Origin of the sequence: Noviherbaspirillum malthae, from assembly GCF_015352985.1 — a bacterium.
In the GTDB taxonomy this organism is placed as follows: Bacteria; Pseudomonadota; Gammaproteobacteria; order Burkholderiales; family Burkholderiaceae_D; genus Noviherbaspirillum; species Noviherbaspirillum malthae.
In genome coordinates this window covers 582,092-604,475 of the sequence record NZ_JACYXF010000001.1, presented here as the reverse complement: position 1 = coordinate 604,475, position 22,384 = coordinate 582,092, and the positions used below count along the sequence as shown (strand labels likewise).

Annotated in this window: 20 protein-coding genes and 2 tRNA genes; 12 read left to right on the top strand and 10 right to left on the bottom strand. The window is 61.7% G+C overall.

All coding sequences use genetic code 11. The features are described from left to right. Positions 1–95: 95 nt before the first annotated feature. Positions 96–186: transfer RNA gene (locus IGW03_RS03040), tRNA-Ser, on the bottom strand. Between the two features lie 181 nt (positions 187–367). Beyond that, positions 368–2,350, bottom strand: a complete 1,983-nt coding sequence (gene acs / locus IGW03_RS03035; RefSeq protein WP_194721010.1) for an acetate--CoA ligase — start codon at positions 2,348–2,350, stop codon at positions 368–370. 290 nt (positions 2,351–2,640) lie between these two features. Between acs and IGW03_RS03030 the strand changes: the two genes are divergently transcribed. From IGW03_RS03030 to murI, 3 genes are read left to right on the top strand one after another with little or no spacing between them, the layout of a single operon-like run. Beyond that, positions 2,641–3,264, top strand: a complete 624-nt coding sequence (locus tag IGW03_RS03030; protein WP_194721009.1) for a YqhA family protein — start codon at positions 2,641–2,643, stop codon at positions 3,262–3,264. Positions 3,265–3,281: 17 nt separating this feature from the next. Further along, positions 3,282–4,820, top strand: a complete 1,539-nt coding sequence (locus tag IGW03_RS03025; RefSeq protein ID WP_194721008.1) for a fumarate hydratase — start codon at positions 3,282–3,284, stop codon at positions 4,818–4,820. 18 nt (positions 4,821–4,838) lie between these two features. Further along, positions 4,839–5,702: a glutamate racemase gene (gene murI, locus IGW03_RS03020; RefSeq protein WP_438943615.1), complete on the top strand. Its 864-nt coding sequence runs from the start codon at positions 4,839–4,841 to the stop codon at positions 5,700–5,702. A gap of 244 nt (positions 5,703–5,946) precedes the next feature. On the opposite strand, the gene IGW03_RS03015 is transcribed toward murI, so the two are convergent. After that, positions 5,947–6,159 carry a hypothetical protein gene (locus IGW03_RS03015; protein WP_194721007.1) on the bottom strand — a complete coding sequence of 71 codons (213 nt, stop codon included), beginning with the start codon at positions 6,157–6,159 and terminating at the stop codon, positions 5,947–5,949. A gap of 86 nt (positions 6,160–6,245) precedes the next feature. Here IGW03_RS03015 and IGW03_RS03010 point away from each other — a divergent pair, with 86 nt between their 5' ends. From IGW03_RS03010 to IGW03_RS03000, 3 genes are all read left to right on the top strand, one after another. After that, complete coding sequence (locus IGW03_RS03010; RefSeq protein ID WP_194721006.1) at positions 6,246–6,446, top strand: hypothetical protein; 201 nt, start codon at positions 6,246–6,248, stop codon at positions 6,444–6,446. Positions 6,447–6,893: 447 nt separating this feature from the next. After that, a complete protein-coding gene (locus IGW03_RS03005; protein WP_194721005.1) occupies positions 6,894–7,220 on the top strand; it encodes a hypothetical protein in 327 nt (108 codons plus the stop codon). Between the two features lie 262 nt (positions 7,221–7,482). Beyond that, positions 7,483–7,827, top strand: a complete 345-nt coding sequence (locus tag IGW03_RS03000; RefSeq protein ID WP_194721004.1) for a hypothetical protein — start codon at positions 7,483–7,485, stop codon at positions 7,825–7,827. Between the two features lie 26 nt (positions 7,828–7,853). Here IGW03_RS03000 and IGW03_RS02995 read toward each other — a convergent pair. After that, positions 7,854–7,929 (bottom strand) — tRNA-His (locus IGW03_RS02995). Between the two features lie 200 nt (positions 7,930–8,129). Here IGW03_RS02995 and IGW03_RS02990 point away from each other — a divergent pair. From IGW03_RS02990 to IGW03_RS02965, 6 genes are all read left to right on the top strand, one after another. Continuing rightward, entirely contained in the window at positions 8,130–8,333 is a 204-nt protein-coding gene (locus IGW03_RS02990) for a hypothetical protein (RefSeq protein ID WP_194721003.1), read from the top strand. An 8-nt stretch (positions 8,334–8,341) separates the two neighbouring features. After that, complete coding sequence (locus IGW03_RS02985; RefSeq protein WP_194721002.1) at positions 8,342–8,560, top strand: hypothetical protein; 219 nt, start codon at positions 8,342–8,344, stop codon at positions 8,558–8,560. Between the two features lie 313 nt (positions 8,561–8,873). Next, positions 8,874–9,809, top strand: coding sequence for an EAL and HDOD domain-containing protein (locus IGW03_RS02980; protein WP_194721001.1), 936 nt, complete (start codon positions 8,874–8,876; stop codon positions 9,807–9,809). Then, positions 9,802–11,988, top strand: coding sequence for a sensor domain-containing protein (locus tag IGW03_RS02975; protein WP_194721000.1), 2,187 nt, complete (start codon positions 9,802–9,804; stop codon positions 11,986–11,988). Before IGW03_RS02980 ends, IGW03_RS02975 begins: the two co-directional genes overlap by 8 nt. A gap of 161 nt (positions 11,989–12,149) precedes the next feature. Further along, positions 12,150–12,554, top strand: a complete 405-nt coding sequence (locus IGW03_RS02970) for a hypothetical protein (protein ID WP_194720999.1) — start codon at positions 12,150–12,152, stop codon at positions 12,552–12,554. Positions 12,555–12,877: 323 nt separating this feature from the next. Next, complete coding sequence (locus tag IGW03_RS02965) at positions 12,878–15,166, top strand: sensor histidine kinase (protein ID WP_194720998.1); 2,289 nt, start codon at positions 12,878–12,880, stop codon at positions 15,164–15,166. 507 nt (positions 15,167–15,673) lie between these two features. Here the strand turns inward: IGW03_RS02965 and IGW03_RS02960 are convergent. The 6 genes from IGW03_RS02960 to IGW03_RS02935 all read right to left on the bottom strand — a co-directional run bounded on the left by IGW03_RS02960 (position 15,674) and on the right by IGW03_RS02935 (position 22,367). Further along, positions 15,674–17,332 carry a hypothetical protein gene (locus IGW03_RS02960; protein ID WP_194720997.1) on the bottom strand — a complete coding sequence of 553 codons (1,659 nt, stop codon included), beginning with the start codon at positions 17,330–17,332 and terminating at the stop codon, positions 15,674–15,676. 71 nt (positions 17,333–17,403) lie between these two features. After that, positions 17,404–18,813, bottom strand: a complete 1,410-nt coding sequence (locus IGW03_RS02955; RefSeq protein ID WP_194720996.1) for a glycosyltransferase family 2 protein — start codon at positions 18,811–18,813, stop codon at positions 17,404–17,406. Further along, entirely contained in the window at positions 18,810–19,859 is a 1,050-nt protein-coding gene (locus IGW03_RS38830; RefSeq protein ID WP_194720995.1) for a HEAT repeat domain-containing protein, read from the bottom strand. The genes IGW03_RS02955 and IGW03_RS38830 overlap by 4 nt, the downstream gene beginning before the upstream one ends. Next, positions 19,840–20,598 carry a YaiO family outer membrane beta-barrel protein gene (locus IGW03_RS02945; RefSeq protein WP_194720994.1) on the bottom strand — a complete coding sequence of 253 codons (759 nt, stop codon included), beginning with the start codon at positions 20,596–20,598 and terminating at the stop codon, positions 19,840–19,842. Before IGW03_RS02945 ends, IGW03_RS38830 begins: the two co-directional genes overlap by 20 nt. Continuing rightward, complete coding sequence (locus IGW03_RS02940; RefSeq protein WP_194720993.1) at positions 20,595–20,984, bottom strand: response regulator transcription factor; 390 nt, start codon at positions 20,982–20,984, stop codon at positions 20,595–20,597. Before IGW03_RS02940 ends, IGW03_RS02945 begins: the two co-directional genes overlap by 4 nt. A 204-nt stretch (positions 20,985–21,188) precedes the next feature. Then, positions 21,189–22,367: a PilT/PilU family type 4a pilus ATPase gene (locus tag IGW03_RS02935; RefSeq protein ID WP_323744918.1), complete on the bottom strand. Its 1,179-nt coding sequence runs from the start codon at positions 22,365–22,367 to the stop codon at positions 21,189–21,191. Positions 22,368–22,384 lie beyond the last annotated feature (17 nt).

Genomic DNA, 22,384 nt, shown 5'->3' with positions numbered 1-22,384 from the left:
CATCCAATTTAATTCGGCAGACATGTGAAAGGCACATCGCACCATTCAAACGGCGGGCGTAAAAAAACCCGTTGAAAGCAACGGGTTTCGTGTTCTGGCGGAGAGGGGGGGATTCGAACCCCCGATAGGCTATGAACCTATACACGCTTTCCAGGCGTGCGACTTAAACCACTCATCCACCTCTCCTGGATTCGGTTTTCGCCTTTGCGAAGCCGCAGATTATAGCAAAGGTTTGAGAATTTGCCGCAATTTTTTCTGGGGCAACAAACACAGACAAAATGCACAAACAAAAATGCCGACGAAGCTTGTGGCCCCGCCGGCTGGTCTCCAGGGATTTATTGGTTACAACAGCGTTGGTTTTCCCTTTTTACTGCGCTTGTTTCAGTTGGTCCAGGATGGCCGGATTTTCCAGCGTGGAGACATCCTGGGTGATCTGCTCGCCCTTGGCCAGCACACGCAGCAGACGCCGCATGATCTTGCCCGAACGCGTCTTCGGCAGGTTGTCGCCGAAGCGGATCTCCTTCGGCTTGGCAATCGGCCCGATCTCCTTGCCCACCCAGTCGCGCAGCTCCTTGGCAATCTGCTTCGCCTCATCGCCGCTCGGCCGTGCGCGCTTCAAGACCACGAACGCACAGATCGACTCGCCCGTCGTCTCGTCCGGCTTGCCCACCACCGCCGCTTCGGCGACCAGCGGATTGGCCACCAGCGCCGATTCGATCTCCATCGTGCCCATCCGGTGGCCCGACACGTTCAGCACATCGTCGATGCGGCCGGTAATCGTGAAGTAGCCGGTCTGCTCGTTGCGCACCGCGCCGTCGCCGGCCAGATAGATCTTGCCGCCCAGCTCTTCCGGGAAGTAGCTTTTCTTGAACCGCTCCGGGTCATTCCAGATGGTGCGGATCATCGACGGCCATGGCCGCTTGACCACCAGGATGCCGCCCTGCCCGTTCGGCAGGTCGTTGCCTGTCTCGTCCACCACCGCTGCCATGATGCCCGGCAGCGGCAGCGTGCACGAGCCTGGCACCATCGGTGTTGCGCCCGGCAGCGGCGTGATCATGTGGCCGCCGGTCTCGGTCTGCCAGAAGGTGTCGACCACCGGGCACTTCTCGTTGCCCACATTGCGGTAGTACCACATCCAGGCTTCCGGATTGATCGGCTCGCCGACCGAACCCAAGAGGCGCAGCGACGACAGGTCGTACTTCTTCGGATGCACGTTGGCGTCGGCGTCGGCTGCCTTGATCAGCGAGCGGATGGCGGTAGGCGCGGTGTAGAAGATGGTGGCCTTGTGGCGGGCGATCATGTCCCAGAAGCGGCCGGCGTTCGGATAGGTGGGCACGCCTTCAAAGACGATCTGCGTGGCGCCCACCGCCAGCGGGCCGTAGGCAATATACGTGTGGCCGGTGACCCAGCCGATGTCGGCGGTGCACCAGAAGATGTCTTCGGGCTTGATGTCGAAGGTCCATTTCATGGTCAGCATGGCCCACAGCAGGTAGCCGCCGGAAGCATGCTGGACGCCCTTGGGCTTGCCGGTGGAGCCGGAGGTGTAGAGGATGAACAGCGGATGCTCGGCCTCGACCCATTCCGGCTCGCAGGTGCTGGCCTGGTTGGCGACGACGTCTTTCAGCCACAGGTCGCGGCCCTGCACGAAGTTGATATTGGCGCCGGTGCGCTGGTAGATCACCACGTTCTTCAGGTGCTCGCAGCCGCCCATGGCGATGGCTTCGTCGACGATGGCTTTCAGGGGCAGCTGCTTGCCGCCGCGGACCTGCTCGTCGGCGGTGATGACGGCGACTGCGCCGGCGTCAATGATGCGCTCCTGCAGCGACTTAGCGGAGAAGCCGCCGAAGACGACGGAATGGGTGGCGCCGATGCGGGCGCAGGCCTGCATGGCGACGATGCCTTCGACCGACATCGGCATGTAGATGACGACGCGGTCGCCCTTTTTGATGCCGAGCGACTTCAGGCCGTTAGCAAACTGGCAAACCTTGTCATGCAGTTCCTGGTAGGTGACCTTGGTGGACTTGCCGTCGTCGGATTCGAACACGACGGCGGTCTTGTTCGCATTGCCGTTCTGCAGGTTGCGGTCGAGGCAGTTATAGGAGACATTGAGCTGCCCGTCTTCGAACCATCTGTAGAAAGGCGCGTCGGCTTCGTTGAGGGTCTTGGTGAACGGCTTTTTCCACTCAATGTTGTCATTCGCCAATGCTGCCCAGAAACCCTCGTAATCCTGTTCCGCCCTGGCGCACATGGCCTTGTACGCGTCCATGCCGGAAATCGTGGCATTCCCAACGAATGCCGCCGGAGGATTGAAGATGCGGTTTTCCTGCTTGAGCGTTTCTATGTCTGCCATGGTTGTCTCCTGCGGGGATGTGAGTTTGCCATGAAGGTAAGCTTTTACGCTTACTGAAGCCTTACATGTTTTCTGGACAATACGGCGGAACGGCCGCCGACCTCTCCGCTCCTATAGGGTTTTTAACGCCTTCCCATGCGCTTATCTTGAGAATTCTCAGTCTTGCCGGAACGGCGGGGCATGCGAGAGCGCCGAGAGCAGGCCGGCGCGCCGCGGGCTTGCGAAACGCCGATCATGAATTGCTGACCCGTGTAAAATGTAGCGGTTTTTTTGGCTCCATCACCCTCTACATGAATCGACTCGATCAAGATACCTCTCAAGCATCCCGACCGATCCGTCCGTTGCCGAACCTGATCTTCATGAGCCGGTGGCTGCAGCTGCCGCTCTACCTCGGCCTGATCCTGGCGCAAGGCGTGTACGTTTATCATTTCTGGGTCGAGCTGGTCGACCTGATCGGCGCGGCGCTCGGCAACCAGGCGGCGCTCGACCACATTCTCCAGGCAGTCGCCATCAAGGGCGGCGTACAGCCCACCAAGCTCAATGAAACCACCATCATGCTGGTAGTGCTCGGCCTGATCGACGTGGTCATGATTTCCAATCTGCTCATCATGGTCATCGTCGGCGGCTACGAAACCTTCGTCTCTCGCATGAACCTGGAAAGCCATCCCGACCAGCCGGAATGGCTGTCGCATGTGAATGCCTCGGTGCTGAAGGTGAAGCTGGCGACCGCGATCATCGGCATTTCGTCGATCCATCTGCTCAAGACCTTCATCAACGCCGGCGCCTACGATGCCAAGACCCTGATCGCGCAGACCGGCATCCACCTCGCCTTCCTGCTGTCGGCGATGGCGATCGCCTATTGCGACAAGATCATGGCCAGCACGACGGCCTCCCATAGCAAGCACATTCACTGACCCACGCTCACACCATCATGACTATCATCAAGCAAGAAGACCTGATCGAATCGGTCGCCGCAGCGCTGCAGTACATCAGCTACTACCATCCGGTGGATTACATCCAGCACCTGGCGCGCGCTTATGAAAGCGAGCAGAGCCCGGCCGCGAAGGACGCGATCGCCCAGATCCTGACCAACTCGCGCATGTGCGCCGAAGGCCGCCGTCCGCTGTGCCAGGACACCGGCATCGTCAACGTCTTCCTGAAGATCGGCATGGAAGTGCGCTTCGAAGGCTTCAAGGGCTCCATCACCGATGCCGTCAACGAAGGCGTGCGCCGCGGCTACAACCATCCCGACAACGTGCTGCGCGCATCTGTCGTGGCCGATCCCCAGTTCGAGCGCAAGAACACCAAGGACAACACGCCGGCCGTGGTGCACATGGAACTCGTGCCCGGCAACACCGTAGACGTGCAGGTCGCGGCCAAGGGCGGCGGCTCGGAGAACAAGTCCAAGTTCGTCATGCTCAACCCGTCCGACTCCATCGTCGACTGGGTGCTGAAGACCGTGCCGACCATGGGCGCAGGCTGGTGTCCGCCCGGCATGCTGGGCATCGGCATCGGCGGCACCGCGGAGCGTGCCATGCTGATGGCCAAGCAGGTGCTGATGGAAGACATCGACATGTACGAACTGAAGAAGCGCGGCCCGCAGAACAAGACCGAAGAACTGCGCATCGAACTGTGCGACAAGATCAACGCGCTCGGCATCGGCGCCCAGGGCTTGGGCGGCCTGACCACGGTGCTCGACGTGAAGATCATGATGCATCCGACTCACGCGGCTTCCAAGCCTGTGGCCATGATTCCGAACTGCGCGGCCACCCGCCATGCGCATTTCGTGCTCGACGGTTCCGGTCCGGCCTACATCGAACCGCCGTCACTGTCCGAATGGCCGAACGTGCAATGGACGCCCGACACCGAGAAGTCGAAGGTGGTCAACCTCGACACGCTGACCAAGGAAGAAGTCGCTTCCTGGAAGCCTGGGCAGACGCTGCTGCTGAACGGCAAGATGCTGACGGGCCGCGACGCCGCGCACAAGCGCATTCAGGACATGCTGGCCAAGGGCGAGAAGCTGCCGGTGGACTTCACCAACCGCGTGATCTACTACGTCGGCCCGGTCGATCCGGTGCGCGATGAAGTCGTCGGCCCTGCAGGTCCGACCACCGCCACCCGCATGGACAAGTTCACCGACATGATGCTCGAAAAGACCGGCCTGATCTCGATGATCGGCAAGGCCGAACGCGGCCCGGTCGCGATCGAGTCGATCAAGAAGCACCAGTCGGCTTACCTGATGGCCGTCGGCGGCTCGGCTTACCTGGTGTCGAAGGCCATCAAGGGCGCCAAGGTGGTCGGTTTTGAAGACCTCGGCATGGAAGCGATCTACGAGTTCGAAGTCAAGGACATGCCGGTGACGGTGGCTGTCGATTCCAACGGCATCTCGGTGCACAACACCGGTCCGAAGGAATGGCAGGAGCGCATTTCGTCGGGCAACCTGGCGAAGATCCCCGTGACCGTCGCCTAAACGGAGCAAGCAGCAAACGTGAGCGTAGCGAGCATGACTTCGCAAGCGGCGAACGCGAATCCGATGGGAGCGGATGCTCCCATCGGCGTGTTCGATTCGGGCATCGGCGGCCTGTCGGTGCTGAAGTACATCCATGCCTGCCTGCCGAACGAGCATCTGCTCTACTTCGCCGATTCCGGCTTTGCGCCCTACGGTGGAAGGCCGGAATCGGAAGTGGTTGCCCGCTCGCTGGCCATCGCGGAATTCCTGCTGCAGTTCAATGCCAAGGCGCTCGTCGTCGCCTGCAATACCGCAACCGCGGCGGCGATCCGCGCAATCCGCGAGCGTTACCCTTCTCTGCCCGTCGTCGGCGTCGAGCCCGGCCTCAAGCCGGCCGCCGCACTTACCAAGACCGGCACCGTCGGCGTCATGGCCACCAAGGGTACGCTGTCCAGCGACAAGTTTCACCAGCTGCGCGAGCAGATCTCCGCAGCGACCAACGTCGCATTCCTTCCCCAGCCTTGCATCGGTCTTGCCGACCAGGTGGAAAAAGGCGAACTGCACTCGTCAGCCACCGCCACCCTGGTGCGCGGCTATGTCGAGCCCCTGATCGAACAGGGCGCCGATACGCTGGTGCTGGGCTGCACCCACTATCCTTTCGTGCTGCCGCTGATCGAAGAGATTCTCGCGCACATCACGACGCGTCCGATCGCCGTGGTCGATACCGGAGAGCCGGTAGCCCGGCAGCTGGTGCGCCTGCTGACCGACCGCGCACTGCTGCGCCAGAATGGTCCCGGCACGCTGAGCGGATTCACCACCGGCAGCAAGTCCAGTCTCGAAAGCGCATTCGACAAGCTGCTCGGCATACGGCCGCCGGTTACGCAGATTGCGGCTTCATCCTGATACTGCTTCCTGCATACGGCAGTTCGCCGGCAAACAAGAAAACAGGAAAATTTTGGAGGGAGTGGTTGGTATGCCGCCCCGTTCTTGATCGGCTCTGACGGCATACCTGGCTGCCGCGCTCATGTCGTTTGCATGTCCGGCAGATGTGGAGATCATAGTGCACACGTGTTCCAGTGTTATGACGTGCAGCAATAAATCTTCCGTATCGCACTCGTCCCGGAAATTCTTCTTCTCCGGCCCTGGTTCACAGGGCGATGACTTCGCCCTGAGTTACCCACATTTTCTGTGAGCAATCCTGTGGACAAGCCTTGGGTTTCTTTCCAAGTAACTGATTTTCAAGGAAATCACCGCTTTGTGCGAATTTGAGGCGCATACGGTTACAAAAGACCCCTTGCCCTTTGATACTGTAATTTTGTACAGTATTGATAGACAGCTCGGGTTCCGTTTTCTTCTTCAACGACGTCTCATGAAAGCAAGGGCCTGAGCCTCTGACAGGACCTCGACCATGCAATCCGGCATGGCTGCAATTGGCTTGGAAATATCATGAGAACAGATTCGGCACTCTCCCGCCTGAAAGATGGAGAGCTTTGCATCGTAACGACACGGCATGGCGAGCATGAAGCGCGATGGAGCGTTTCAGGCGGGTGCTTCTTCATCCTCCATCGCGGCACGCCGACCATCTGCCCTGCGGAAGACATCGAGGAATGGCGGCCGGCTTCGATGGACATGACGCGGCGGCTTTGATCCGCTGCTTCTTGCTGCTTGCTGCTGCTCTCCCGACTGTCCGGTCTTCTCCTGCCTCACCCCGACACGGCCTTGCCCGGCCTGTTGGAACTCCCGCTCCGGCTTGGGTCTCCGCAGCCCTGCTCTTCGCGATATGCCTTTCATGTCTATATGAATTCTTAATTAGACATCTTTAGGCACAGCTACAACAAATCACAATATTTTTAAATATCAGTTTTTTATTTATTCCTAAACTAGCCAGAAGGCCAAGTTAAGATCAGGTCACTCTGAAGCAGAGACTTGTCTTAATCATTCACATCAGATTCAATGAAACACAAACTTCTACTTATCGCCCTGGCAGCGACTCTGTCCGCATGCGGCGGCGGCGGTGGCGACGACAGCACAACAGCAGCTTCGGCGCAGTCTGCGGCACCCCAGCCTGCACCTACCGTCACCGTAGCTGGCGACATGACCAAATACGCCGGCACATGGACTTCGGTTTGCATGACCCAAGGTCAGCAAACGGTGCGCATGTCGCTTGTACTGACTGCGACGCAAAAGTCGGCAACCGGCCGCATGGTTGCGGATGCCTACAATCAGGCAAACTGCGGCGGTCCTTCAGCACAGCTCAGCATTCCATTCAACGCAAGCTTCGCTGAAATGTCAGGCAATGCTGAAAAGCTGAGCGTGTCCGATGGTTTCGAAACGGGCGCCATGCTTGCCACCTTCTCGGCAGATGGACGCTCCCTCACGCTGGTGGATGGCGAGGATACCTTCGCGTTCACAAAGAATTAATACGCGGGAAGCGTTGCTGCAGGGGGTTAGGCAAGCTTGAGCCTGGTTCAAGGCTTTCAATGCACGACAGGCAGCATGCCGGAAATTCCCTTGAATAGTTACGCCAAAGGCAAAAAGCCCGTAAGCCTGTTAAGGCCGCGGGCTTTTCTTTTTGGATCGGATAAGGCTTCGAATTCTTAGTTGTGTGAAGGTTCGGATTAGGACCAAACGCACATTCGCCCGGACTTATACGAATCCCAACGCATAACGTGCGATGAGAACGATGGATTTTTCCGTCTGTCCGCGTTGTGCTCGTTATCCATCGCCCCGCTACGGATTCTTACCAAGCCTTGCCAGACGAAAAAATCCATCGGTCCCATCTGTCACGTTATGTCTTGGGATTGGTATTGGCAATCGAATGCATTCCGGCTCCGGAAGTGCATTGTGTTTCAGCGGTTTCGGTTATTTCGGCGGATTCAGCAAAAAGAAACGAGCCCTTGCCGGCATTTGTGCATCGCTCTTGCCAAGGCCGCAATACATTTTGCGTGCGATTCAGCTGTCGGCAAAAGTTGGTGTCGATGGAACAGCGGACGCATCAGTTTGCGCAGAAAAGAAAAAGCCCGGTTGAAAACCGGGCTTTTTCTTCGAATTCTTTGGGGTGGCCGATGGGACTCGAACCCACGACGACAGGAATCACAATCCTGGACTCTACCAACTGAGCTACGGCCACCAATGAACTGCTTGCGAGAAGTGATATCAAGCAAGCCCACGATTATACAAACTTCACCTCAAACTGGCAATTCCAAATGCGCATTTCGGCAAAAAAACTTTGACAGGGGCTTAACCCTTGTCATGTCCGGCTTCGGCCATGCCAGAACCGGGCCGGATACCACCTCTCTAAGCTTGAGATATTGTCTTTACGGAGATGCCATGAAATCCTTGCTTATCGGAGCCGCACTGGCCGCCGCGCTGGCCGGTTGCGCATCAGCTCCTTACAACGATGCGCCGCCGCACGGCGCCAATAGCGTGTACGACGATCCCACTTATCCCGGCAGCGGAGTGCATATAGGCATCGGCGCCGGCAGTTGGGGTGGACGGGGCGGCGGCGGTGTCGGCATCGGACTTGGTTTCTGAGGTGGTCGATGAATATCCGATATCTGCTTCTGCTGCTGGCCTTCTCGCTGGGCGGCTGCATGATCACCCGGGACGGCGCGCAGCTGAGCCAGCCGCCGGCCGCGATTCAAGGTTCCAACGATGTGCAGGGCAACCCTCTATCCGTTCCCGGCGCGGGCATGGGCGTGGGAGCCGGCAATCCTGCGGCACCCGGGCCCAGCGGACTGGGCGGTGCCCCTAGTCGATAAGTCATCCTGGCGCTGCGGCAAGCCCCCGCTTCGCCGCAGCACCCTTTCCTTCCCGGTCTCCATCGCCGTGAAATATTGGAGGCCAGTCTTCAATTTGCGCTCGAATCCGCCGTAAATAACACGTAAGCGCATATCCAGACCGTAACTTCGATACTTCTGCCATTGCGAAGCATGAGCGACGGTTACGAATAAAATATTTCCATATAACAACAATGCGGCAGAAACGGGTACTATTGCCGTTCAGTTACTGCGAACTCCTGTAACACCGAAAAGAATGACCAACCCGTATCCACCCCTACTTACGATAGAACTGTTGGCAGACCGCAATCGCAACCTCGCGGGCCTGGTCGTGGATGCGGCCGTCAGCAACGGCGTGGCGTTGGACGAATTGCCGTGGCAGGAAGAACTTTCCGGTCTGGCCGGACGGGTGTCCTGCTTCTTCATTCCCGGCACACCTCTTCAGGACGCCATGACCGCCGCCAGCCTTGCGCCGATCGATCGCGGCGTGGTGCAGCATAGCGATCAGCTTGCAGCATTGGCGCCGCAGGCGCGCTACATCGCCGGCAGCTGGTATCTCGCTCCTCCATCCAAGCCGACCGGCGCGCAGGCCGCTTCGCGTGCGCTTGCGCTGCAACTGGTGCAGCTGGTGACGGCCGATGCCGACACCCATGAAATCGAAGCCGTGCTGCGGCGCGACCCGGCGCTCTCTTATCATCTGCTGCGCCTGGTGAACTCGCTCGGCATGGGCATGAGCCGGCAGATCACCAGCTTTTCGCAGGCGATCCTGATTCTCGGCCGCGCCCAGCTGCGCCGCTGGCTCAACCTGATGCTGTTTTCCTCGCGCGCGAACGACGAGCGGTCGGCGATGCTGCTGGCCCGCGTGGCGGTGCGGGCGCGCGCCATGGAACTGACCGCGAAGGCGGCCGGCGTGGACAAGTCGACACAGGAGCTGGCATTCATGGCGGGCATGTTCTCGCTGCTCGGCATCCTGTTCGGCATGCCGCTGGCCGAGGTGCTCAAGCCGCTGAAGATCAGCACCACGCTGCTCAACGCAGTGCTGGAACATGAAGGCGATCTCGGACAGCTGCTGCGCCTGATCGAATGCATCGAGCGCAAGGAAACGGCGGCTGCCGCTACCCTACTGGCGCAATGGCAGGTGCCGGCGGATGAATTCAACCGGCTGCTGATCGAGGCGCACGGCTGGATGCTGGACGTCGTCCAGGAGAGCCGCGGAGCCGGTCATGCCTGACAGTGCGCTCGACCTCTGCATCGCGCTCTGCCGCAATGCACGCGACCTCGACGGCGCTGCGCAGCTGCAGGCATTGAGCGAGCTCGAAGCGCTGCTGCGCATGGAGAAGGAAACGATCCGCCTGCGGGCGGAGCAGGCCGTGGAAATGAAGACGGCGAGATCGACGCTCCCCGCGGACGCCTGCGCGGACGAACCCTGCATCGAAATGGATCTGGCGGGCTACGTCACCGAATGGAATGCAGGCGCCGAAGCGTTGTTCGGCTACACCCGCGAGGAAGCGATCGGGCAGCATGTGCTGTTCCTGTATGCCGATGATGACAACGAGATCGCCGAGCTGTTCCTGGAGCACGGCACCTCGCTGATGGAAGTCAGGCGCCGCAAGAAATCGGGCGAAATTTTCTGGGCCAGCCTCGCGCTGTCAATGCGCCATGACGATGCCGGGAATCCCGAAGGCTTGGTCGCAAGGATGTCGGAAATCAAGGAACGCCTGTCGCCGGAAGACAAGCTGCGGCTGCACGCCCGCATCATCGAAGACAGCGACCAGGGCATCCTGATCACCGATGCGAACGAACGCATCGTGTCGGTCAACACGGCATTCACCCGCATTACCGGCTATTCCGCCGCCGAAGCCATCGGCAAGACGCCGGACCTGTTGCGCTCGGGCCGCCACAATGCCAACTTCCGCGCCGAAGTGCGTTCTGCCATGCTCGGTTCCGGGCCATGGCAGGGCGAGATCTTCGGCAAGCGCAAGAACGGCGAGATCTTTCCGCAGTCGGTGTCGATCAGCGTGGTGCGCGACGACCACGGCCGGATCACGCATGCCTTCTCGATCTTTTCCGACATCAGCATCTTCAAGGAAGCCGAAGCGCGCATGCAGCAGATGGCGAACTACGACAGCCTGACCGGGCTGCCGAACCGCACGCTGCTCAACCAGCTGGTCGCACAGGCGCTGACTGCCGCGCGCCGCAGCCACAAGCACGGCGCGCTGATGGTGATCGACCTCGACCGCTTCACGTCCATTTATGACATGCTTGGCTACGAAGCCGGCGACGAATTGCTGCGCGAGATTGCGCGCCGTTTCCGCGGCGTGCTGCGCGACGAGGATGTGCTGGCCCGCGTCGACGGGGGCAAGTTTGCGGTGGCGCTGCTCGACATCCAGAAACGCGAGCATGCCGGCATCGTGGCCAGGAAGCTGCGCGCGGCGCTGGATGCGCCGTTCGCCATCGATTCGCACGAGCTCCATATCAATGCCCACATCGGCATTTCCGTGTTTCCGGAAGACGGCTTCGACAACGGCGCGCTGCTGCGCTCTGCGGATGCGGCGCTGACCAAGGCGCGCCAGCACGGCGATGCGCCCTATGTGTTCTACAGCTCGGAAATGAACGAACGGGCGAAAGAGCACCTGCGCATCGAGACCGAACTGCGGCGCGCGCTGGCCAGCGGCCAGATGCTGCTCTACTACCAGCCGAAGGTGAGCCTGCGCAGCGGCCGCATCGTCGGCGCCGAAGCGCTGATCCGCTGGCGGCATCCGGACCGCGGCATGGTACCGCCCGGCGTGTTCATCCCGGTGGCGGAAGAAACCGGCCTCATTCTCGAGATCGGAAGCTGGGTACTGGAGGAAGCCTGCCGCCAGATCAGCGAGTGGCGGCAGCGGGGCTTCAATGCGCCGCCGATTGCGGTCAACCTGTCGTCGCGCCAGTTCGACCGCAGCCTGCCGCAGCGCGTGCAGGAAGTGCTGGAACGCTACGATGTCGCGCCGGACCGCCTCAAGCTCGAGATCACCGAAACCCTGCTCGTACGCGGTCCGGACCAGGTGATTCCCATCATGAATGAACTGGCCGCGATGGGCCTAGCGCTGGCGCTCGATGATTTCGGCACCGGCTATTCCAGCCTTGCCTATTTGAAAAAATTCCCGATCAGCACGCTCAAGATCGACCGCTCGTTCGTCGTCGGCTTGCCGCGCGAAGAGAATGACTGCGCAATCGCTCAGGCCATTGTTACCATGGGCCAGCAGCTGCGCCAGGAAATCGTGGCGGAGGGTGTGGAGACGCAGGAACAGATGGCCTTTCTCCGCAATCTCGGCTGCGATCAGCTGCAAGGCTATCTCTTCAGCCCGCCCATCTCGAACGAGGCCTTCGAGCAGATAGTGCGCGAAGGCAAGCGGCTGCCGCTTGCCTGATTGAATCCAATTCATTCCATTGCGCTGCATGCGGCAGCATAGCCGGAACCAAGCGTTCCGCGCGCGGGCACTTATCAGTTTCGCCATAGTCAGAAAAGGATATTCGCGGGTTCCCCAGCCGGAACTGCGCATCCCCGAAACAGACATGCAGGAGAAAGACGATGGCAAATACCCTGGTGCGCGTGTTCGACCACCTCGCCGACGCCGAACAGGCGCGGGAGCAACTGCTCCGCAACGGCTTCCCCGATTCCAGCATCAACATGACCTCCACCTGGGACGAAGCCGGCCCGGTGCAGGGCAACTTCGTGGTCGACCGCAAGGAAGACACCAATCCGGATTCACCCAGCTTCCTCGACCGTCTGCATGAAGGCGACCCCGACGCCGGCACCGACATCAGCCGCCGGCCGGATACCAGTGCGCCGCAAAGGATGGTCCAGCGCGGCACCATCGTGATGACGGTCGATGCCGGCAGCGAAGAGCTGCAATCTCGTGCCTCCAGCATTCTTGGAGACGCCGGTGCCACCGACGTTGACGAATTGGTCTATCGCCGCAACCGAGAGAGCTGAATCACGCCAAGCCGAAGAAGCCGTGCTGCGCAGGCCATGCGGCCGCAGCAGCGCGGTGCTTCACACACCCGCCGCACGATCAATGCGGTGACCCGCCATTTTCCGCCCCGCTATTCCCTGCTGCCCTCCATCGGTTCACGCTTGCCGGTCTGAGCGAGGCCGTCCAATTACACATTGAACATTGAGCGTGTCCGCCGGAGCGGGCAGGTGCTACCATGCATTACCGGCATGCTCGGCGGCAAGCAGATCATCTCTGCACTCTGTCGCCTCCGCCATCGCTCATTGCTCCTGTCCTGATCTTTGCTCTGGTCTTCACCTATTGCATGAATCTCAAGAACGCACTTTCGAACCGCAGCATCGGCGTCTACCTGGCGCTGGTCTTTTCACTGATGACCATCGTGCTGACCGTCATTCTGGTCGAGGTCATCGGCATTACGGCCACCCGCCAGATCAAGAACAACATCGGCAACGGCCTGGCCGAACTGGCGGTGCAGACTTCGGACAAGCTGGACCGCGGCATGCATGAGCGCTACCGCGAAGTCAGGCTGATGTCGATACGCAAGGACCTGGCTTCGCCTGAGGTCAGCATCGACGACAAGCGCGACGTGCTCGACGAGCGCCAGCAGACCTACGGATTCTATGCATGGATAGGCCTGACCGACCCGGACGGCAAGGTGCTGGCCGCGACGCAGAAAATGCTCGAAGGCGCCAACGTGTCGCAGCGTCCCTGGTTCAGGAATGCGCTGGCGGGCAATTATCTCGGCGACGTTCACGAGGCGGTATTGCTCGCCAAGCTGCTGCCCAATCCCACCAACGAGCCGAAGCGCTTCGTCGATGTGGCCTTCCCTTACCGCGACACCAGCGGCAAGCTGCTCGGTGTTCTGGGCGTGCATCTTTCCTGGCAGTGGGCACGCGATGTGGAACGCTCCATCATCGATCCGATCGCAGCGCGCCGCAACATCGAATCCATGATCCTCGACCGCGCCGGCACGGTCCTGCTCGGGCCTGCCGGCATGCAGGGCAAGACGCTCGATATCAAGCGCTACCGGCCAGCCGACGACAAGCAGAATGCCTTTCATATCGAGCAATGGGAAGACGGCCGCCAGTACCTGGTGGGCTACAGCGCCAGCAAGGGCTATGACGATTACCCGGGTCTCGGCTGGACCGTGGTCGTCCGCCAGAATATCGACGAAGCCTATGCGCCGGCAAAGCGCCTGCAGCGGCAGGTGCTGTGGAGCGGCATCGTCCTGGCGCTGCTTTTCTCCATTCTCGGCTGGCTGGTCGCCGGCCGCATCGCCAAGCCGCTCGGCGAGCTCGCCGCGTCCGCGCAGCAGGTGCAGATGCGGCAGGCCGACGGCATTGCCCGCATCGATACCGACTATCTCGAAGTGCGCCGCCTGTCCGGCTCGCTCAATGCGCTGGTCGCCGATCTGCTGCAGAAGGAATCGGCGCTGCGCGACCTCAACCAGACCCTGGAACGGCGCGTCGAGCAGCGCACGCAGGAACTGGCCCAGGCCTTGACGGAGGTGCGCACCAGCGAGAAGCGCATCAAGACCATCATCGAAACGGCGCAGGATGCCTTCATCGGCGTCGACCTGCACGGCAAGGTGACCGACTGGAACGGCCGCGCCGAGCAGATGTTCGGCTGGAGTGCAAGCGAGGCGATCGGCCGCAGACTCGACGAGCTCATCATCCCGCAGCGTTTCCATGATCGATATTCAGGAGCGCTCGCCGAGTTTCACCGCAGCGGCGCACCGGATTACCTCAACCAGCGGCTGGAGCGCATCGTGGTCAACCGCGCCGGAGCGGAGTTTCCGGTGGAAGCCACCATCGGCCTGGCGGGCACGGCGGACACCTACTTCTTCAGCGCCTTCCTGCACGACATTTCCGAGCGCAAGAAGATCGAGCGCATGAAGAACGAATTCGTCTCCACCGTCTCGCATGAACTGCGCACGCCGCTCACTTCCATACGCGCGTCGCTGTCGATGCTGGTGGATGACACAGGTGACACGGAGGGCATGGGCGCGGACCTGCCGCCGGACGTGAAGGGCCTGCTGAACATTTCCTACCAGAGCTGCGAAAGGCTGGTGCGGCTGGTCAATGACGTGCTCGACGTGCAGAAGATCGAAGCCGGCAGCATGGAATACCGGATGCTGCGCCAGCCGCTGCTGCCCCTGCTGCGGGAATCGATGGAAGCCATCGATTCCTATGCGCGTCAGTACCGGGTCCGGCTCGATCTGGAAAGCGACGGCAGCGATCCCGAACCGGCGGTGGACCGCGACCGCATGATCCAGGTGCTGCACAACCTGCTGTCGAACGCGATCAAGTTCTCGCCGCCGGAAGCGACGGTCACGGTGCGCCTGCTGACGCGGGACAAGGAGGCTAAGATTTCGGTCATCGACCACGGCAGCGGTATTCCGGAACAGTTCAGGGAGCGCATTTTCCAGAGATTCGCGCAGGCCGACGCCACCGATTCGCGCCGCAAGGGAGGGACCGGTTTGGGATTAAGCATCTGCAAAAGCATTGTCGAGGAACACGGGGGCAGGATTTCGTTTGAGAGCGAGGCCGGGCAAGGGACGGTGTTTCATGTGGATTTGCCATTGGCGGGGTGATTGAGGGACATTCGTCCCGTTCAAGGGCGGCATAGCAGGACTTTTGCAATGAATAATACCAATCCCAAATCATTCCATGCCATGAGAGCGCGTCTTTTTCCATCTGGCCGCGTTGCGCTCGTCATCCATAGCCCCGCTATGGACTCCTCCCGCGCCTTGCCAGTTGAAAAAATCCATCGATCTCATTCGGCATGTCATGACTTGGGATTGGTATAGCGTTGCAAAGCCTGAGAAGATTTCAAGCGGTAAGGCAGCCGACAACCCCGTAAAGAATGTTCCTCCCCCTTCCAGGGGGACGTAGCAGGGGTTTCGCAACGCATGCGTTGCGCCTGCGGAGTCGGAGTCGCTTGCAAGCGGCGAGGTGGAGGTTAGGTGGGGGATGGGTTGTAGCTGCACGCTTTGAACCCCATCCCCACCCCAACCCTCCCCTTGAAGGGGAGGGGCCTCAAACACGGTGCGAGGTGACGGGAGACGGAACTTCGCAAGGCATGCTTCGCTGCGCCTCTCCTACTTCAACTCATGCAACGCCATCCCCTCAAATCCCGCCCATGCGGAAAAATCGGCCTCCAATCCCGGCAGCAGCGACAGCATGCGCGCCGGATCACGATGGAAGGTCGTGGCCGAGCCGTCGATCAGCCGCTCCGATGCGAAGCGGAAGGACTGAGCCCCTGCCGGCGCGTCCTGCGCCTGCCTGAGCAGAACAAGTACCGGCAACTGGTCCAGCTTCACCAGCCAAAGCTCACCCCTGGACGCTTTCACATAGCGCCGCTGCCACTCGGCATCGATGGGCCCCGCTTCCAGCGCGATGCGCACACGCTTGCCGTGCAGCGCTGCCCAATCGAGGAAAGGTGTACCCAAGCGCAGGATCTGTTCAGGATCGGTCCGGTAATCCATCACCGTCAATCCGGAAGCATGCCTGGCCAGCGCCTTCAGCAGTTCATCCTTGTCGCTCCACCAGAACGGCACCACGAACTCCAGCGGCAAGCCGCCCGCCGCACCGTGCAGGGCTTCCACCAGCGCCGCATAATGCCGGTCCAGCGCCGGCGCAATGAATTCGTACCCCGCCACCAGGTAATGCTCGACGTCGAACTGCAGGCCGCGCAAGCGCGCTTCCGGCTCGACTGAACGGTTGTAGGCCGCATAGGCGCGCACGCGCTGCACGGCGGCTGCATGTTCCTCAGGCAGCACCATGTGCGGATCGCCGTCCACGCTCCAGACCGCGATGCCGCGCCGCGATGCCTCGCGGATGAAGGCGGCGAGCTGCGCGGCATCGGTAATCGCGCCCTCCTTCACCGGCACGGCGATGAACAGCGTGTGCAGGCCGTGGCGTTCGGCATGCGCGAAGGCTTGCTCGGACTGCTGCCAGTCCGACGCGCGCCATATCCAGGCCGACCTGCCCGGCACCGCGGTAGCGGGCGCGGCGCGCGGTGACAGCCGCATGTCCTCCATGACCAGCTCCGATTTTTCCATCGGGCAAGCGATCGAGAAGCTGCGCCAGCGCGTGCGGTCAAAGCCGCCTCGCGGCAGCGGCAGGCGCTGGTCCCGTGCGCCGGCAGCATCCAGATGGCCGAGCGACACCGCGCTGCCGCTCGCTGCGCCGGCGGCATCCTGCACCTGCACTTCGTAACGTCCGCTGCCGGCGGCGGTCAGCTGCAGCTCGGCCTGCGCCTGCGTCATGGTCCAGGGCGCGCTCAGGATGACGCCGGCCGGACGGCTGCCGGGTGTGCACTGCACACGCAGCTTTCCGTCCGCGAGCTGCACCCTCACTCGTTCCTCGATGCCGAAGGCACGCGCCGACATGCCGGCCAGCAGATTCTCTCGCAAGGGCATCGGCGTGATCGCATCGCGGCGCGGCGGCGCGGCTACCGTGCCTGATACGCTCCCGATCAGGAAATCCTCCTTCCTTGGCCCCTGCAGCAGGACCGTGTCGCCGATACCGGCGGCGGTGGACGGGGAGACGGGATGGATTGCCGCAATGGCTTCGGGCGCTACCGGCAATGTGATGCTGCGGCAGCCGGGACGGGCGGCTGCGTCGACCGAGATGCGCATGCGGGTGCCGTCTGCTTGGGTGACTTCGCTGCTCAGACCGGGATGCGCGCCCTGCTCTGCCTGCGTCGCCGGACAGGACTGAAGGACGGCCGTTCCGGCGGCATGGGATGAAGTCATGATGAGCAATCCGCCTGCGATGGAAGAAAGAAGGACCGGCAGCGCGAACCGGCGCAATCCCGCACGCCGCCCTATTTGCGCTGCCAGCTGCCCTTGCGCGTCATCACGCCCCAGCTTGCTTCCTTCTGCGTCGCCCAGCGCCACAGGCCGACCAGGCGCCAGTAGCTGTTGAGCTGGCGGTAACCGAAGTTTTCGATGATCACGATCAGGCCAAGCCATGCGAGGTGACGTCCTTTCGGATAGATTTGAAACGACATTTCTTCGAGCAGCAGCCCCGACGCCGACAGCATGATGCCCAGGCCGATGGCAACGAACAGGAAGATCCCGGCCGCGCCCCAGGAAATCCAGTCGAGCGCGAAGGCGATGGCCATGAAAACATAGCCTCCGAGTTCCACCAGCGGACCCAGCCATTCGAACAGCACCATGAACGGAAACGCGAACCAGCCGGGAACGCCGCCGTTGCGGCTGAACATCAAGCCCCAGTTGGAAGACAGGCTTTCCGACAGGCCGCGCTGCCAGCGGATGCGCTGGTTGCGCAGCGTCGCCCGGTCTTCCGGCGCTTCCGTCCAGCACACCGGCTCGGGCACGAATTCGATGCGGTAGGGCTGACGCCGTTCGCGCAGCACGCGGTGCATGCGCACCACCAGTTCCATGTCTTCGCCGATGGTCTTGGGCCGGTAGCCGCCGGCCAGGATCACGGCTTCCTTGCGGAACACGCCGAAGGCGCCGGAAATGATCAGCATGCCGTTGATCGCCGACCAGCCCAGCCTGCCGAACAGGAAAGCCCGCAGATATTCCACCACCTGGAACAGCGCCCAGATGTTGCGCGGCAGGCCGACGCTGGTCAGGAAGCCGCCGCGCACGTCGCAGCCGTTGGCCACCCGCACCGTGCCGCCGGTCGCCACCACGGTGGGATCGTGCAGGAAAGGCTTGACCACCTTCTGCAGGCTGTCGCGCTGCAGGATGGAGTCGGCATCGACGCCGCAGAACAGCGGATAGCGCGACGCATTGATGCCGGCATTGAGCGAATCCGCCTTGCCGCCGTTCACCTTGTCGATGACGCGCAGGTTTGGATAGCGGGTCGAGCGGAAGATTCCGTTGATCGGCTTGGTTTCGATCTGCACCCGGTAGGCTTCGGGGAAAGGCAGCAGGCCGAACTCGTCCTTGAGCACCTGCAGCGTGTCATCCTTGGAGCCGTCGTTGATAACGATAATTTCCAGTTCGGAATATTGCAGCTGGAGCATGGAACGCACCGAGGAGGCAATCGTGGAAGCCTCGTTGTAGGCCGGCACCAGCAGGCTGATCGGCGGCTCCAGCCCGGAATAGGCCTGCGGCAGGTCGTCGAGGATCTTTTCCTCGCCTCGCCGGCGCAGGGAAAAGATGGCCAGCAGGTTGAGCATCAGGTAGCCGCCGTTGAGCGCGATGAAGTAGCAGATGACGAACCAGGTAACGAATGCAATGATGAGCGCGCCTGTACTCATGCCATCTCCTTTTCCGCCATGACCTGCGTCAGCATGTCGGCCGCATAGCGGTCGGCCGCTTCGTCGCGCATGCGCTCCAGGCCGGCACGGCCGAGGAAAGGCAGCTCGGCGAGCGCCTGCGCCGCGCGGTAGCGCACCCACCATTCGGAATCGTTGAGCAGCTGCGTCAGCGTCGCGACATCCTCGCGCCCGCCGATGCGGCCGAGCGCCTTGGCTGCCTGCACGCGTACGCGCCAGTCGGCGTGGGCGGCATGCGCGCGCACTTCGTCGGCCACGGCAGGACTGGAAACGATGCGCAAGGCGGCGGCGAGCACGGGAATCTCTTCATGCTTCAGCAGGCTGGCCTGCATGGCCGGCGGCAGGTCGGCGCGCAGGGCTTCGGCGAGCTGCAGCGCGCGCGGCAGGCGGTCGTCGGAAAGCTCGGGAATGATGCGTTCCAGGACCTCGGCGCAGTCTTCGCGCGCCTCCTGCAAGATGTTCACGACCTGCGACAGCGCCCAGTCGCCGCGCTCGATGAAGGACGGCATCATGGTGGCGGCCGCCGCCTTGCGGTCGATCTGCACCAGCGCCCACAGCGCCTGCAGCGAGGCGGTGCTGTCTGCGGAAGCGGCCTGCTGCTGCAGGGCGTCCCATGCCTTGCGGTCGCGCAGGTAGCCGAGCGCAAGAATCGCCAGCAGCCGGGCTGCGCGGCGCCGGCCGCGCAGCAGGTCACGCGCCAGCACATCGCATTCCAGCCGGAAGGCGACTTCATTGAGGGCGGCACTGGCCGAACCGCGCAGCGACTGGTGCAGGTGCACCCAGAACTTCAGGAAGACCATGCGTTCGCCGCGGCGCAGGCGCGGCAGTGCGTCGGGAATCTCGCCGATGACGGCGGCGTTGAGGATGGGCCGCCATTTGGCCAGCGTGTTCCGCTCGCGGCGCTGCCTGCGCCGCAGCGCCATGCGCAGGTTGACGATTTCCCCCGCCAGCAGCAGCGTCACGATGAGCGCGCCGAAGCCGGTCCAGAATGCCGCCGCCAGCAGCGGATCAGAAAGTGTGCTGGACACCGATGCTGACTCCGTTGCGCACGTAGAACTCGCCCTGCCGCGAGGAGCCGATTCCGTAGTTGAGCGCCCAGTCGCGGCTGAGCCAGTGGCGGCCGATCAGCGTTGCCGAACGCAGGCTGGTCAGCACCACGGTGCCGCCGATGCTGGCGGCTTCCTTGCCGCCGGCGAGGATGATGCCGACCGAGTTGCGGTCGCCGTAGTAGTAGCTGCCGCGCAGTTCGCCGCTGTGCGCGGTGGTGTTGAATGCACGCGCGGGACGCCAGGCGGCGGACCAGCTGAAATTGGAGAAATAATGCTCCAGCATCAGCAGCGACTGGTTCACGCGCACGTCGTCATACCGGGTGGTCTTCGCTCCCGCGTGGATCAGCCATGCCGGTGCGAATTCATACTGCAGCGCGCCGCCGAAGGCATTGCGCGCCAGGACCTTGTGGGTCGCGCTTGCATTGGCCTCGATGCTTGCAGTCAGCTGATGGGACAGCGGCGCGACATAGGCTGCCGAGAACTGGCTGTCGCGCAGGTCGAAGCGTTCGGTCCTTGTGACGGCGACATCGACCTGCCGGCGCGGCGCGAATTCATGGCTCATCCTGACGGCAGTCTCCTCCCAGTTCGGGGAGCCGTTGTTGAGATGCTCATGACCGACGAACAGGCCCACCGTGCTGCCGGCATGTGCGTTCGCCGCCGCCAGCGCGGCTGCAGCGGACAGGACGCATGCTGCCGGATGTCTTGCAAGCCTGATCATGCCTTGCCTTTCAGGAAGCGGCGGATGCGCGCCAGCAGTTCATTGGGCTGGAAAGGCTTGACGACATAATCGTTGGCGCCGGCGTCGAGCGCCCGCACGATGTCCTGTTCCATGGTCTTGGCGGTGAGCATGACGATAGGGACCGATTCCCAGCCCGCCTTGGCGCGGACGATCTTCACCAGTTCGAAGCCGTCGATATACGGCAGCATGACGTCGAACAGGATCAGACAGGGAATCTCGGCGGCGGCTTCGATGCCGTCGCGCGCGGCGAGACCTTCATTGAAGAGGCTGACCCGATAGCCCTGGCGCTCCAGCAGAAACTTGAGCACCTGGCCGATATGCTCGTCATCCTCGACGACCAGGATGGAATTGGAATCTGTAGTCATAGAAGTGGGACTGGATAAACGACCGCTATCTTAACCAATATGGCCGGACGGCGCGGCGCAGGCTCATATTGCAATGGACAATGTGTTGGACGAAATCGACATGCGCCTCGTCCTTGCCATCCTTGCCATCGCTTCCATTTCATTTTTCAAACGGCTCGGGATTCCGCGATGCGTGCCGTCCCGCTCCGGCAAGACCTTCATTTCTTATTTCTTCTCTTCCGCTGCGCCTTCCTTTTCTTCCTCCTCGTCGATGGCCAGGTTGAACTCCGAAGCCTCTCCCGGCTTGCCGCGGTTGGCGCGCAGCTTGATCTGCAGCCGCAGTTCATTGGCCGAATCGGCATTGCGGATCGCCTCGTCGTAGCCGATGTGCCCGGCATTGTAGAGATCGAACAAGGCCTGGTCGAAAGTGCGCATGCCGAGTTCCCTGGATTTCGCCATGGTTTCCTTGATCGCATGGAACTGGCCCTTGAGGATCTGCTCGGCGATGGTCGGCGTGTTGAGCAGGATCTCGATGGCCGCCCGCCTGCCCTTGCCGTCCTCGGTACGCACCAGGCGCTGCGACACGATCGCGCGCAGGTTGGAAGACAGGTCGCCCAGCAGCTGGCTGCGCCGCTCTTCCGGGAAGAAGTTGATGATGCGGTCGATGGTCTGGTTGGCATTGTTCGCATGCAGGGTGCCGAGGCAGAGATGCCCGGTCTCGGCGAAGGCGATTGCATGCTCCATGGTCTCGGTGTCGCGGATCTCGCCGATCAGGATCACGTCCGGCGCCTGGCGCAGCGTGTTCTTCAGGGCGTGATGCCAGGACAGCGTATCGACCCCGACTTCCCGATGCGTGATGAGGCAGGACTTGTTCTTGTGAACATACTCGACCGGGTCTTCAACGGTGATGATGTGGCCTGACGAACTCGCATTGCGGTGGTCGATCATCGCCGCCAGCGTGGTCGACTTGCCCGAGCCGGTGCCGCCTACTACCAGCACCAGACCGCGCTTGGTCATGATCACGTCCTTGAGCACCTCGGGCAGCTGCAGCTTCTCGAAGTTCGGGATTTCGGCTGCGATGGTGCGGATCACCATACCCACCTGCTGCTGCTGCACGAAGACATTGACGCGGAAGCGGCAGACGTTGGGCAGCGAGATGGCGAAATTGCATTCGAGCTCGGTGTCGAACTCCTGCCGCTGCTTGTCGTTCATGAGCGACAGCGCCAGCTTGCGCGTGATCTCGCCGGTCAGCTTCTGCTGGCTCAGCGGCTTCATCGCGCCCTGGTGCTTCATGCTCGGCGGGAAGTCCGACGAGATGAACAGATCCGACCCGCCCTGCTGGTGCATGACCTTGAGCAGCTGATGCATGTAGCTGCGTGCTTCGTCGTTTCCGAAATTCGACATGGAAACCTTCCTTTGCT

Bases quoted from the DNA above. Each gene is read 5' to 3' on its own strand.
- IGW03_RS02970 (WP_194720999.1), top strand. From the start codon at position 12,150: ATGGCAAATACCCTGGTGCGCGTGTTCGACCACCTCGCCGACGCCGAA.
- IGW03_RS03000 (WP_194721004.1), top strand. From the start codon at position 7,483: ATGGATTTTTCCGTCTGTCCGCGTTGTGCTCGTTATCCATCGCCCCGC.
- IGW03_RS03005 (WP_194721005.1), top strand. From the start codon at position 6,894: ATGACCAAATACGCCGGCACATGGACTTCGGTTTGCATGACCCAAGGT.
- IGW03_RS02960 (WP_194720997.1), bottom strand. From the start codon at position 17,332: ATGACTTCATCCCATGCCGCCGGAACGGCCGTCCTTCAGTCCTGTCCG.
- IGW03_RS02975 (WP_194721000.1), top strand. From the start codon at position 9,802: ATGCCTGACAGTGCGCTCGACCTCTGCATCGCGCTCTGCCGCAATGCA.
- IGW03_RS03010 (WP_194721006.1), top strand. From the start codon at position 6,246: ATGAGAACAGATTCGGCACTCTCCCGCCTGAAAGATGGAGAGCTTTGC.
- IGW03_RS02965 (WP_194720998.1), top strand. From the start codon at position 12,878: ATGAATCTCAAGAACGCACTTTCGAACCGCAGCATCGGCGTCTACCTG.
- IGW03_RS03030 (WP_194721009.1), top strand. From the start codon at position 2,641: ATGAATCGACTCGATCAAGATACCTCTCAAGCATCCCGACCGATCCGT.
- IGW03_RS02935 (WP_323744918.1), bottom strand. From the start codon at position 22,367: ATGTCGAATTTCGGAAACGACGAAGCACGCAGCTACATGCATCAGCTG.
- acs (WP_194721010.1), bottom strand. From the start codon at position 2,350: ATGGCAGACATAGAAACGCTCAAGCAGGAAAACCGCATCTTCAATCCT.
- IGW03_RS02945 (WP_194720994.1), bottom strand. From the start codon at position 20,598: ATGATCAGGCTTGCAAGACATCCGGCAGCATGCGTCCTGTCCGCTGCA.
- IGW03_RS02985 (WP_194721002.1), top strand. From the start codon at position 8,342: ATGAATATCCGATATCTGCTTCTGCTGCTGGCCTTCTCGCTGGGCGGC.
- IGW03_RS02940 (WP_194720993.1), bottom strand. From the start codon at position 20,984: ATGACTACAGATTCCAATTCCATCCTGGTCGTCGAGGATGACGAGCAT.
- IGW03_RS02955 (WP_194720996.1), bottom strand. From the start codon at position 18,813: ATGAGTACAGGCGCGCTCATCATTGCATTCGTTACCTGGTTCGTCATC.
- IGW03_RS03025 (WP_194721008.1), top strand. From the start codon at position 3,282: ATGACTATCATCAAGCAAGAAGACCTGATCGAATCGGTCGCCGCAGCG.
- IGW03_RS02990 (WP_194721003.1), top strand. From the start codon at position 8,130: ATGAAATCCTTGCTTATCGGAGCCGCACTGGCCGCCGCGCTGGCCGGT.